This is a genomic window from Thermalbibacter longus, from assembly GCF_023806485.1.
Classification (GTDB): domain Bacteria; phylum Chloroflexota; class Chloroflexia; order Thermomicrobiales; family Thermomicrobiaceae; genus Thermalbibacter; species Thermalbibacter longus.
The window spans coordinates 68,548-80,109 of record NZ_JAMSLR010000011.1; the positions used below are offsets into that span (position 1 = coordinate 68,548).

The 11,562-nt window shown below is 67.8% G+C and carries 11 protein-coding genes, 2 tRNA genes and 1 other annotated feature; of the genes, 5 read left to right on the plus strand and 8 right to left on the minus strand.

The genetic code is table 11. The features are described 5' to 3' along the window. Window positions 1–2 precede the first annotated feature (2 nt). From NET02_RS13475 to trmD, 7 genes are all read right to left on the minus strand, one after another. On the minus strand, window positions 3–206 hold the full coding sequence (locus NET02_RS13475) for a Trm112 family protein (RefSeq protein WP_284057948.1): 204 nt from the start codon (window positions 204–206) through the stop codon (window positions 3–5). Window positions 207–274: 68 nt separating this feature from the next. Next, complete coding sequence (locus NET02_RS13480; RefSeq protein ID WP_284057949.1) at window positions 275–862, minus strand: tetratricopeptide repeat protein; 588 nt, start codon at window positions 860–862, stop codon at window positions 275–277. Between the two features lie 295 nt (window positions 863–1,157). Continuing rightward, window positions 1,158–1,229 (minus strand) — tRNA-His (locus NET02_RS13485). 400 nt (window positions 1,230–1,629) lie between these two features. Continuing rightward, window positions 1,630–1,716, minus strand: a tRNA-Leu gene (locus tag NET02_RS13490). 149 nt (window positions 1,717–1,865) lie between these two features. After that, window positions 1,866–2,654: an ABC transporter ATP-binding protein gene (locus NET02_RS13495; RefSeq protein ID WP_284057950.1), complete on the minus strand. Its 789-nt coding sequence runs from the start codon at window positions 2,652–2,654 to the stop codon at window positions 1,866–1,868. A gap of 31 nt (window positions 2,655–2,685) precedes the next feature. Next, window positions 2,686–2,943 (minus strand): GlsB/YeaQ/YmgE family stress response membrane protein, encoded by a 258-nt coding sequence (locus tag NET02_RS13500; protein WP_347711045.1) that lies wholly within the window; start codon window positions 2,941–2,943, stop codon window positions 2,686–2,688. Window positions 2,944–3,015: 72 nt separating this feature from the next. Continuing rightward, entirely contained in the window at window positions 3,016–3,786 is a 771-nt protein-coding gene (trmD, locus tag NET02_RS13505) for a tRNA (guanosine(37)-N1)-methyltransferase TrmD (protein ID WP_284057952.1), read from the minus strand. A 163-nt stretch (window positions 3,787–3,949) separates the two neighbouring features. Beyond that, window positions 3,950–4,175: a binding site (T-box leader), on the plus strand. Between the two features lie 284 nt (window positions 4,176–4,459). Here trmD and NET02_RS13510 point away from each other — a divergent pair. From NET02_RS13510 to NET02_RS13520, 3 genes are all read left to right on the plus strand, one after another. Continuing rightward, complete coding sequence (locus tag NET02_RS13510; RefSeq protein WP_284057953.1) at window positions 4,460–7,261, plus strand: leucine--tRNA ligase; 2,802 nt, start codon at window positions 4,460–4,462, stop codon at window positions 7,259–7,261. Between the two features lie 63 nt (window positions 7,262–7,324). Continuing rightward, on the plus strand, window positions 7,325–8,092 hold the full coding sequence (locus NET02_RS13515) for a carbon-nitrogen hydrolase family protein (protein WP_284057954.1): 768 nt from the start codon (window positions 7,325–7,327) through the stop codon (window positions 8,090–8,092). 99 nt (window positions 8,093–8,191) lie between these two features. Continuing rightward, window positions 8,192–9,340, plus strand: a complete 1,149-nt coding sequence (locus NET02_RS13520) for an aminotransferase class I/II-fold pyridoxal phosphate-dependent enzyme (protein ID WP_284057955.1) — start codon at window positions 8,192–8,194, stop codon at window positions 9,338–9,340. On the opposite strand, the gene NET02_RS13525 is transcribed toward NET02_RS13520, so the two are convergent. Beyond that, complete coding sequence (locus tag NET02_RS13525) at window positions 9,319–9,963, minus strand: YdcF family protein (protein WP_284057956.1); 645 nt, start codon at window positions 9,961–9,963, stop codon at window positions 9,319–9,321. The genes NET02_RS13520 and NET02_RS13525 overlap by 22 nt on opposite strands. Window positions 9,964–10,050: 87 nt before the next feature. On the opposite strand from NET02_RS13525, the gene NET02_RS13530 reads away from it, so the two are divergent. Both NET02_RS13530 and NET02_RS13535 read left to right on the plus strand, forming a co-directional pair. Further along, window positions 10,051–10,707, plus strand: coding sequence for a regulatory protein RecX (locus NET02_RS13530; protein ID WP_284057957.1), 657 nt, complete (start codon window positions 10,051–10,053; stop codon window positions 10,705–10,707). 185 nt (window positions 10,708–10,892) lie between these two features. After that, window positions 10,893–11,534: an MBL fold metallo-hydrolase gene (locus NET02_RS13535; RefSeq protein WP_284057958.1), complete on the plus strand. Its 642-nt coding sequence runs from the start codon at window positions 10,893–10,895 to the stop codon at window positions 11,532–11,534. Window positions 11,535–11,562: the final 28 nt, after the last annotated feature.

An 11,562-nucleotide genomic window follows, 5' to 3' on the forward strand; every position in this document is an offset into this window, starting at 1 on the left:
CTTCAGCCGGCTGAACCGGAGGGGTCCGGTAGTTCTGCCTCGTCGATAAGCATGATCGGGATGCCGTCTTCGATCCGGTAGCGCCGCCCGCAGCCCTGGCAGACGAGTCGATCCCCCTTCAGCTCGACGGGCGACTTGCAGGCAGGGCAGGCGAGGATTTCCAACAGTTCCAGGCTGATCGGCGAGGGATCACCCGGGTGTGACATCCTGTCGTCCTCTCGGTCGCCGCGATCCACGACACCCAGCGGTGTCCATCTTACCAGCCTGCCGCCGCTCACTGGAGGGCATCGAGTCGCTGGCGCGCTAGCCGTCCATAGGGGGAATCCGGGGCTATCTCGACGACCTGCTCGTACATCGCGCGGGCCTGCTGGGTATCCGGGGGCGAGCGGGACTCGTAGACCTGTCCCAGGAAGTACAGCGCGGCGGGGTCGCTCGCGTCGAGCTCGTGGGCCCGCTGGAGCTGGATCTCGGCATCGGCGTAATAGCCGTAGTTGAGGAGCGTGCGGCCCAGGGCGACGCGCAGCGTGGCATCGTCCGGTCGAAGCTGGATCGCCTGCTCGTAGAGCTCGACAGCCTCGATACCGCGACCGGTATTGCTCAGCAGGTCGGCCAGAGCGATCATCGCGCCGACATCCTCGGGGTTCTCCGCGAGACGCTGGCGTAGCCGCGCCTCCTCGGCGCCGGGTGTAACCGTGATCTCGATGGCCAGGGGCTCCTCAGTCGAGGAGGAAGGCGAGCCGCACTGCGACACGGCTCCCGCCAGGAGACCGAGCAACAAGAGTGCCGAGACGCTGAGCGCGGCGGCCCGAGCCAACCAGGGCTGCCGCTCGGCGTCGTGCTGCCTCGGCGTCCGCCTCGCCATCCGTCTCGCTCCCTCCAGACCAGTTTCCGGTAAGTGTGGCCCGCCGGGTGCGCGCATGGCCAGAGGGCGCGGCGGCGGCCGCCACGCGCTGCTCCTCCGGTGGCCAACTGGGGCCAGAGCACTCGGGTGCGGGCCGAGAGTCGTGGAGTGCCGCGGAGGCAATACGATGACTGCCTAGGTGATCGTCGATGGGGCGTGCCGGCTGGCGTCGAGGCGGCTCAGCGCGGCGGAGGATCGTTCCCGGTGACACCCTGCGGGAGAGCAGACACCCCGGCCTGTGCCGGGGTGTTGCCGGGGTGCCTCACGGGATTCGAACCCGCAACCACTGGTTCCACAGACCAGCGCTCTGCCATTGAGCTAGAGGCACCGCACAAAAATAGGTGACGTTGGGCGAGTAAGCCGAGTTCTGTTCGCGGCGGTCATCTCTCTCGCCCGCGGTCTCCCGCGGACGGCCGCTTCGTCACCTCCGCGGCTGCTCTCATCCTCGGGCCTCGGCGAGCCACCTGCGAGCGGCCCGATCGGAGATTGCTGCGGGGAGGATTGCCCTTTTCACCCCGGACCACTCGGGTCCGGTCATCGTCTCTGTTGCTCTCACGCCGGCCGAAGCCGACGTGCCGATCTGGACTGTCAGCGCCACCGGTCTGCGCTGCCCTGGCTTGCGCCAGGCACCCTCGCTCTGTGCAGCTCGGACTTTCCTCTGGCCATCAGGCCAGCGACCGCCCTGCCCAACATCACCTCACGGGAGCGCCATGGCGCTCCCGGACCGGTGGTGCCGAAGGGGAGATTTGAACTCCCACGGGCTCACGCCCACTACGCCCTGAACGTAGCGCGTCTGCCAGTTCCGCCACTTCGGCCTATTATGCCGGTCGCTCTCGCCCGGCTTGTCCGCGAGTGACAGTATAGCACGCCACGGTGAGGAGCGACAAGAGGAGCGATCTCTCCGCCGCGCGGTTCGGCTCGCGGGGGCACAGGTTCCGGACGGACGGCACGACCTGTCTTCGGGCTATCGAGCGCGGCGCGGTTTGCCCAGTGCCGCCACGGAGTCCAGTTGCGCCGCCGGAGCTGCGGGAGCGATCAGCGAATCGCGCGCGACCTGGCCGTCGCGCAGCTCGACCGTGCGCCCGGCCCACGAGGCGATGACCGGATCGTGGGTCACGAGGATCACAGTGTGGCCAGCTTGCCACAGCTCGTGGAAGAGCCGCATCACCTGCTGGCCAGACTCGGAGTCGAGGTTGCCGGTTGGCTCGTCGGCGAGCAGCAGCGCAGGGTCGTTGGCTAGCGCCCGGGCGATCGCCACCCGCTGCTGCTCCCCGCCGGAGAGCTCGCTCGGGAGATGGTTCGCGAGGTGAGCGATCCCGAGTCGCTCCAGCAGCTCCATGGCCCGCTTCCTACCCTGAGGACGCCGGGCCAGCACCAGCGGGAGCTCGACGTTCTCGACCGCGGTGAGCGTCGGCATGAGCTGGAAGAACTGGAAGACGATCCCGACGTTGTAGCGTCTCCAGCGGGCCAGCGCCTCTTCGCCGAGCGCACTGATCTCCTGTCCGGCGACCTGGACGGAGCCGGACGTCGGCCGGTCGATCCCAGCGATCAGGTTGAGCAGCGTCGACTTGCCGCACCCGGACGGCCCGACGATCGCCACCCACTCGCCTCGGGCGATGTCGAGCGAGAGACCGCGCAGCGCCGGGACTTCTCGCCGGCCCTGCCGGTAGATCTTGACCAGGTCTCTAACGATGACGAGCGCTTCTCGCGCTGTGTTGCTCATCCGTCCCGTGTCCGGTATCGGTTCGCTCACCCTGGGATGCCCCCGCGCACCCGAATCAGTCCTACCGCGGCCGCGCCACGAGATTGAGCACGACCAAGAGCGCGGCGGCGCCGACACAGGCGATCACGACGCTCCCGATGAACCCGGTGGGGCCGCGGACGCCGAGCAAGGTGAACAGGTAACCGCCGACGACAGCTCCGAGCAACCCGACAGCGATGTTTCCCAGACAGCCGAAGCCTCGGCCGCGCGTCAACAGGCCGGCTAGCCAGCCCGCCAGCAGGCCCACCAGCAGCCAGCTCAGCAGTGAGCCTGGATTCATCGGCAGCGGCGACACCATCTTCTCCTTTCAACTGTTCTCCCTCGAACATTTTCGCGTGCTCTGACGACTGCTCTAAGTACTCGCCGGCTCTTCCGGCGGTGTCCACGGCGCGAACGGGTCTGGTGGGCAGCCCTCGAGCAAGCGACGGTCTTTCTCCGTTAGCTGCGCCCTGGCGAGCAGGTCGGGCCGCCGCGCCCGGGTTCGGCAGAGCGCCTGCTGGCGACGCCACTCGGCGATGCGGGCGTGGTTGCCGCTGAGCAGGATGTCGGGCACGCCCAGGCCCCGAAACACCGGCGGCCGCGTGTACTGGGGGTACTCGAGCAGGCCCGAGGTGTGCGACTCCTCGGCCAACGACTCCGGGTCGATCACTCCGGGTACCAGGCGGGACACGACGTCGATGATCACCGCCGCCGCCAGCTCTCCGCCCGTCAGCACGTAGTCGCCGATCGACAGCTCGCGCGCCCGGAGGATGACGCGTACCCGGTCGTCGATCCCTTCGTAGCGGCCGCAGATCAGGGCCAGCCGGGGGTACTGGGCCAGCTCGCGGGCGATGTCCTGGTTGAACACCTCGCCCGAAGGCGTGAGCAGGATGACTGGCGTCTGCTCGAGCTCCGGCCCGAGGATCGCCTCTACTGCGTGCACGATCGGCGGGGCCATCATGACCATGCCCGGGCCGCCGCCGTATGGCTCGTCGTCCACCGAGCGATGGCGGTCAGTCGCCCAGTCGCGGATATTGTGGAGATGGATCGAGACCAGCCCCTGCTCCTGCGCGCGCTTGAGGATGCTCTCGTTGAGCGGGCCGGCGAAGATGCCTGGGAAGATCGTGAAGACATCGAACCGCACCGGCTTCACCTCCGCTCTAGAGCCTACCAGAAGCTGCTCCGATGCTGTGTGGTTCTGCGAGGCGCGGAATCGGCGAGACGAGTCTGGTCAGACCGGCCAGGAGCGATACCTCCTGAACGCCCGCTCGCTTGACAGCCGGGCAGACATTCTGCTAGATTCCTGCATGAAGGCGCCGAAGGGAAGCAGTAGCGCGCCTGGCCGGTCAGCGAGCCGGGGTGTGGTGAGAGCCCGGTCTGGTTCCAGCGCGCGAACTCGTCCCAGAGCCGCGCCGGTGAAGTGGTCGAGTAGCCGGCGCCGGGTTGTGCCCGTTATCGCGCAGAGAGTGGGCGTCGGACCGTATCCGGTGCGACGCCAAGTAGGGTGGTACCACGGCACGGCCCGTCCCTTCGTGGACGGGCCGTCTCGATTCTCGAGGCGAACATGTGGGCGACGCGGCCAACCAATCGCCGATGGGCAACCGGCCAGCGGCTCGGTGGCTCGCTTAGTCGGCCCCGGAGAGGGGCTGCAGCGAGCAGCGGGAGGCCGTGTCTCGGGTAGCCGCTGAGGAGGAAACGTTGTGGTCGGCCTCCCGCTGCTGGGAGGCCGATCCCTTGTGGAAGCACCTCCATCGGTGCGCGACACGGAATAGCCGTCTTGACTGTATCGAGGCATGGGAGAGCGACGGAGGTTCGTCATGGCGACGACAGCGAAGAGGCGCCGAACCGAGAGCTACCGGCCGCAGGTGATCGAGCCGAAGTGGCAGCGCGCTTGGGAGGAGACCGGGATCTACCGGAACGTGACCGAAGACCCCACCCGCCCCAAGTGGTATCACCTGGTGATGTTCCCGTATCCCTCCGGCAACCTGCACATCGGCCACTGGTTCTCCTACGCGCCGGCCGACGCGGCGGCCCGCTACCGCCGGATGCGCGGCTACAACGTGCTGTTCCCCTTCGGGTTCGACGCGTTCGGTCTGCCCGCGGAGAACGCGGCTATCCGGCACGGCATCCATCCGTATACCTGGACGATGCAGAACATCGCGCGGATGAAGGAGCAACTGCGCTCGATGGGCGCGATGTTCGACTGGAGCAAGGAGATCATCACCTGCCTGCCGGAGTACTACCGCTGGAACCAGTGGTTCTTCCTGCAGTTCTACAAGCGTGGCCTGGCCTACCGGGCCCTGGCGCCGGTCTGGTGGTGCCCGAACGACCAGACGGTGCTGGCCAACGAGCAGGTGATCGACGGCCGATGCGAGCGCTGTGGCGCCGAGGTCTATCGTCGTGATCTGGAACAGTGGTTCCTGCGGATCACGGCCTATGCCGAGGAGTTGCTGAACTTCGAGGGCATCGAGTGGCCCGAGCAGGTCGTGACCATGCAGCGCAACTGGATCGGCCGCTCGGAGGGTGCCCGCGTCGTCTTCCGGGCCGAGTCCGGCGATCCGATCGAGGTATTCACCACCCGTCCCGACACGCTGTGGGGCGCGACCTTCATGGTGCTGGCGCCGGAGCACCCGCTGGTCGAGAAGCTGACAACGCCCGAGCGCCGGGCCGAGGTGGAGGCCTACGTGCAGCAGGCGCGCCGCGAGAGCGATATCGAGCGGACGTCGACCGAGCGCGAGAAGACCGGCGTGTTCATCGGCGCCTACGCGTTCAACCCGGTCAACGGCGAGCGGATCCCGATCTGGATCGCCGACTACGTGCTGATGGGCTACGGCACCGGCGCGATCATGGCCGTACCAGCGCACGACGAGCGCGACTTCGAGTTCGCGCTGAAGTTCGGCCTACCGGTCATCCCGGTGATCGCGGGGCCGGGCGAGCAGGCTCGGAGTCTGGTACGGCGCGGCAGCTACCGTGACACCCTGCCGGCGGCGCTGCGGGAAGCCGGGTTCGCCTTCGAGGAGCGCGAGGGCAGCCTGTACGTGACGCTGGACGACCGCGACCGGGAGCGCTACGTCGCCCTGGCGCAGGCGCACCTGCTGCCTGGCTCCTGGACCTCGGTCGTCGGCGGCAGTGGCTGGCAGATCGTCATCGGCGGCGGCGAGGTGATCGAGGTCGGCACGCTGGCGGACGAGCGACGGGCACTGGCCCGTTGCCAGGCACTGGACCCAGGCGTCCGACCGGCGCGGACGGTCGCCGAGATGCTGTGGGATGTCGACTTCTACCGCGAGGTGCTGTTCTACGACACCTACGGGCGGATGATCAACTCCGGCCCGCTGACCGGCACGCCGGGCGAGGAGGCGATCGCCCGCACCGTCCGCTGGCTGGAGGAGCAGGGCCTGGGCAAGAGGGAGGTGACCTACCGGCTGCGAGACTGGCTGATCTCGCGCCAGCGCTACTGGGGCACGCCGATTCCGATCATCTACTGCGACCGCTGCGGGATGGTGCCGGTGCCGGAAGACCAGTTGCCGGTGGTGCTGCCCGAGGACGCCGAGTTCATGCCGACCGGCCAGTCGCCGTTGGTCACCCACGAGGCGTTCGTCAGCGCTACGTGTCCGCAGTGCGGCGGGCCAGCCCGGCGCGAGACCGATACGATGGACACCTTCGTCGACTCCTCTTGGTACTGGTATCGCTATCTGAGCCCGCACGACCAGGAGCAGCCGTTCGACCGGGCCAAGGTCGAGTACTGGACGCCGGTCGACCAGTACACCGGCGGGATCGAGCACGCCATCCTGCATCTCCTGTACTCCCGCTTCTGGACGAAGGCCCTGGCTGACCTAGGCTTGGTCAACCACCGCGAGCCGTTCGCTCGGCTGTTCAACCACGGCGTGATCCTGGGTGAGGACGGGGAGAAGATGTCCAAGAGCCGAGGGAACGTCGTGGACCCGGACGAGCTGGTCGCGCAGATGGGCGCCGACACGGTGCGACTGTACCTGATGTTCGTCGGTCCCTGGGAACAGGGCGGTCCGTGGAGCTCGCGCGGCGTCACCGGCATCCAGCGCTTCCTGAACCGGGTCTGGACGGTCGTCATCGACACCGCGGAGATATCACCGGATCGTCCGGACGACGAGGAGGCGGTCAGGCTGCGCCGGTTCATGCACCGGACGATCAAGGCCGTCACCGAGGACTTCGAGCACTTCGGCTTCAACACCGCTATTGCCCGGATGATGGAGTTCGTCAACGAGCTGTTCCGGCTGAAGGATTCAGCCACAGCCCGGACGCCGGCCTGGCGGGAAGCGATCGAGACGCTCGTGTTGCTGCTGGCGCCGGGCGCGCCGCACATCGCAGAGGAGCTTTGGGAGCGCCTGGGCAAGCCGTATAGCGTCCACCAGCAGGCCTGGCCGGCCTTCGACCCTGAGCTGGCGGCCGAGGAGATGATCGAGCTGGTGGTCCAGGTCAACGGCCGCGTGCGCGACCGTATCCTGGTTCCTGCTGATATCAGCGAGGAGGCGGCCATCGAGTTGGCCAAGTCGAGCGAGCGAGTCCAGCCGTACCTTGACGGCAAGCCGGTGCGGCGCGCGGTGTACGTCCCCGGCAAACTGGTTAACCTGGTAGTCGGGTAGGCGGGCGAGTGCCCGGGCCGGTAGCTGCCCGGGCACTCGTGTGCCTGAGAGAGGACCCGTCGCGTGCGCGTTACGGTCTGCGAGCTCCCTGACGGCGCTGAGGGCTTCGCCCGGGCCTGGAGTCAGCTCGTCCAGCATGTCCGGGAGGAGCAGAGCGATCTGGTGCTGCTCCCGGAGATGCCAGCCGTAGCCTGGTTCTGTGGGATACCACAGTTCCGGCCAGAGGTCTGGCAAGCTGCGGTGGTCGCGCACCAGGAATTGCTGGGGCGGCTCGGCGAACTGGGCGCTGCGATTGTCCTGGGCTCTCGACCGGTGGAGCGCGGCGGCGCGCGGCTCAATCAGGCCTTCGCCTGGACGACAGGCGAGGGTTACCAGCCGGTGCACGAGAAGCGCTTCCTGCCGGATCACGAGGGCTTTTTCGAGGCTCGCTGGTTCGACCCGGGGCCGGATGCGTTCGCCGTGGCGAGCGTCGAGGGGGTGGCTATCGGGTTCCTCGTCTGCAGCGACGCGATGTTCCCCGAGCGGGCGCGGCACTACGGCCGGCAGGGAGCGCAGCTCATCGCCGTCCCCCGCGCCACTGGGGGACACGACCGCTGGTTGGTGGCGGCGCGCATGGCGGCTATCGTGTCCGGCGCCTACGTGCTCTCCTCCAACCGTGCTGGAGATGCAGCGCTCGACCCGGCGTTTCGCTTCGGGGGCCGGGGCTGGGTCATCGACCCTGAAGGCGAAGTCCTGGCCGAGACGAGCACCGTGCAACCGTTCGCAACCGTTGAGATCGATCTGGAAGCCACCGCAGTAGCGCGACGCACCTACCCGCGCTATCTCTCGTAGCCGCGGGCGAGCTGCAGGCGTCTGGATTGGGACTGAGCCAGCAGGATGGAGCGCGAGCACGGTCGCAACTGTCGTGGGCGGCCGGAGAGGAGAAGCCAGGTGGAGATCCAACCGTTCGCCCTCGAGCGCTGGATGACGACTTGGGAGACCCGGGTGCGGTACGACCTGGCCGAGAGCGGCATACAGCCGCAGGCGGTCGAGGAGCTGCTCGCCCTCGAGCCTGACCCCGAAGCGGCGCTGCGGGGAATGCTCGCCACCAGGCTGGGCTACAGCGAGGCGCGTGGAACGGCTGAGCTGCGCGAGCTGATCGCCGGTCTCTACCGCGAGGCGAGCCCGGATGACGTGTTGGTCACTACCGGCGCCATCGAGGCGAACTTTCTACTCTGTAATGTGCTGCTCCGGCCGGGCGACCACGTGGTCGCCGTCTATCCCGCCTACCAGCAGCTCTACAGCGTGCCCGAAGCCGTCGGCGCGGAGGTCAGTCTCTGGCAGCTCCGCCGCGAGAACGGCTTCCGCTTCGATCTGGACGAGCTGAGACGGCTGGTCACCCCTCGTACTCGGCTGATCGTGGTCAATACTCCTCACAACCCGACCGGCGCGACGCTGAGCCAGGCTGAGCTGGAGCAGATCTACGCGATCGCCGAGCAGGCCGGCGCGTGGCTGTTGAGCGACGAGGCCTACCGCTGGCTGGAGTTGCCGGGACGCGAGCCGCTGGCCGGCCCGGCCCGCGACCTGGGGCCACGCGCCATCAGCGTTGGCACGCTCTCGAAGCCGTTCGGGCTGCCTGGTCTGCGGATCGGCTGGCTCGTGGCTCCGGTCGAGATCGCGACCGCCTGCTGGGGCCTGCGAGACTACATCACGCTCAGCCCCGGCAAATTGAGCGACTTCCTTGCGACGGTCGCGTTGCGCCACCGAGATCGGCTGATCGCCCGGGCCCACGCGATCGCTGCGCGAAATCTCGCTACTCTGGAGCGGTGGATCGAGGAGCGCGAGGGGCTCATCGACTGGGTGCCACCGCGCGGCGGGTTGCTCGGGCTGCTGCGTTACCACCTGGACGTGCCGTCGCGTGAGCTGGCGGACCGCCTTGCGGCCGAGGCGAGCGTCATGCTTGCGCCCGGTTCGGCGTTCGGCTTCGAAGGGCATCTGCGGATCGGGCTCGGAGCTGAACCAGGTCACTTTGCCGAAGGGCTGCGGGTGGCCGCAACCTTCCTGGAAGACCTCGCCACTCAGCGGAGGCCGGCCAGATAAGCCAGGTAGGCCACCAGCTCCCGGATCATATAGGTAAGCTCGAGTGGGCTGCCGGGGCGGATCGGGCTGTTCGGCGCTGGTGAGCCGAGAGCCTGGAAGCCCAGGTCTTCGACCATGCGCTTGGCGCGGAACAGGTGAAAGCCGTCGCTCACCACGAGAAGCTGGCGGAGCCCGGCCTGCTCCATTGCCGGTCGCGCTGCTTCCAGGCTGTGCCAGGTGTCGCGACCCTCCGGGACGACGATCAGCGACGACCGGGGGATGCCCCGCTCTGCCAGGTAGGCCGCGCCGACTTCAGCTTCGGTCGGCTCGAGCGGGCTCGCTGTCCCGCCGACCAGCACGACAGCAGGCGCGTATCCCTGTTGGTAGAGCTCGAAGGCGTGATCCAATCGGGCTCGGAAGGCTCGAGTCGGGCGGCCGTTGATCTGCGCGGCTCCGAGTACCAGGATGCCGTCGGATGGAGTGCGCTCATCCGTGCGCGCATCGTGGTAGATCGCGACGGCGACGGTCGTGAGCGCCAGTGCGCCGGCAAGACCTCCGAGCGTGAACGAGATCGTAACGAGCCTGACGAACTGCTGGCCGAGTGTCCGTGCCTGCCTCCGTCGCGCTGTTGGAGCGAGCGTCATCCTGCTCTCGCCTCCCCCTGCAGCGCACTAACTATGCCAGCGAGGGGTGACCAGGTGCATACTTCTGTAAGAAGCGGGTGGGGTGTTATGTCTTCTGGCGGCACCATCACGGCCCTTGAAGACCAGGCACGCGATCCCGAGCGGGTCTCCGTTTACCTCGATGGTGAGTTCGCGTTCGGGCTGAGCCGTGTGCTGGCTGCGCGCTACAACCTGTATGTGGGGCGGAGCCTCAGCGTCGACGAGGTCGCCGCGCTGCGCGCTGCCGACGAGGTCGAGCGGGCGGTACAGGCGGGCCTCCGGCTCCTCGCGGTTCGACCCAGGTCGGAGCGCGAGACCCGCGACCGGCTGAAGCGCAAGGGCTTCGGCGAGCCGGCGATCGAGGCTGCGATCGAGCGACTGCGCGGCTGGCGTTACCTCGACGATGCGGAGTTCGCCCGCCTGTGGGTGGAGCATCGGCAGGTGACGGGCCCTCGGGGCCGGCGGCTGCTGGAGTTCGAGCTCCGTTCGAAGGGGATCGACCCGGAGACCGTGCTCGAAACGGTCGAGGCAGCCGATCTCGACGAGGAGGCGGCTGCGCGAGCGGTCGCGTCGAAACACCTCTCTCGCCTGGCCGGGCTGGATCCGGTGACCCGCCGCCGCCGGCTCACCGGCGCGCTCCAGCGGCGCGGGTTCGACTGGGACGTCATCCGCCGTGTCCTGGACACGCTCGATCGTGGTGAGGATCTGGGTGAGGGCGAGGGTTGAGCTAGGACACGGCGCGCTCCTGTCGCCGGTGCCGCCTGCGCCGGGCCGTGAATGGCTCTGCGGTGCACTAGAACGGTTGCACGGGTGAACGGACACGGGTATACTCAGGCAGGCCGCTGGAAGTCCTCACTTCCCGACGCCCATCTGACAGGCCATAAGCCAATCGCCGAATAGGAACCGGAGCGATGGCGGAGATCAAGTGGTTCGGCCACGCGTGTGTGCGAGTGCGAGGCCGCGATGTCACCGTGCTCATGGACCCGGTGCCGCCCTCCAGTGGGTACACGATGGGGCGCCAGCGGGCAGATATCGTCACCATCAGCCATCCCCATCCGGGTCACAACGCGCTCGATCTGGTGCGACCGGGGTTTCGCGCGATCACCGGGCCTGGCGAGTACGAGATCAAGGACACGTTCATCACCGGTATCCGGACATATCATGACGACGAGGGTGGCCGGCGATTGGGTAAGAACACTAGCTACCTGCTCGAGGTCGAGGATCTCGTGATCTGCCACCTCGGCGATATCGGCCATGTCCTGACCGACGAGCAGGCGGAGCAGCTCAGCATGGTCGATATCCTGCTCGTCCCGGTCGGGGGCGGCCCGACGATCGACGCCGAGCGCGCGGTCGAAATCATCGGCCAGGTGGAGCCGAGCATCGTTATCCCGCTCCAGTACCGCACTGAGCGTGGAGACCACGAGCGCGATCCGCTGGATCGCTTCTTGCGCCAGATGGGGGTGAGCGACGTAACGCCACAGGATTCGCTGTCGATCAGGAAGGCTGATTTGGGAGAGACGGTGAGCGTGATCGTGCTGACGCCCGGCTCGTAGCGGGGTGCGAGTGGGGGTCGACCGGGAG

What these genes read in the sequence shown, in the direction of transcription:
- NET02_RS13500 (WP_347711045.1), bottom strand. Translation starts at nt 2,943, where the DNA reads ATGAATCCAGGCTCACTGCTGAGCTGGCTGCTGGTGGGCCTGCTGGCG.
- NET02_RS13510 (WP_284057953.1), top strand. Translation starts at nt 4,460, where the DNA reads ATGGCGACGACAGCGAAGAGGCGCCGAACCGAGAGCTACCGGCCGCAG.
- NET02_RS13475 (WP_284057948.1), bottom strand. Translation starts at nt 206, where the DNA reads ATGTCACACCCGGGTGATCCCTCGCCGATCAGCCTGGAACTGTTGGAA.
- NET02_RS13535 (WP_284057958.1), top strand. Translation starts at nt 10,893, where the DNA reads ATGGCGGAGATCAAGTGGTTCGGCCACGCGTGTGTGCGAGTGCGAGGC.
- NET02_RS13530 (WP_284057957.1), top strand. Translation starts at nt 10,051, where the DNA reads ATGTCTTCTGGCGGCACCATCACGGCCCTTGAAGACCAGGCACGCGAT.
- NET02_RS13480 (WP_284057949.1), bottom strand. Translation starts at nt 862, where the DNA reads ATGGCGAGGCGGACGCCGAGGCAGCACGACGCCGAGCGGCAGCCCTGG.
- NET02_RS13525 (WP_284057956.1), bottom strand. Translation starts at nt 9,963, where the DNA reads ATGACGCTCGCTCCAACAGCGCGACGGAGGCAGGCACGGACACTCGGC.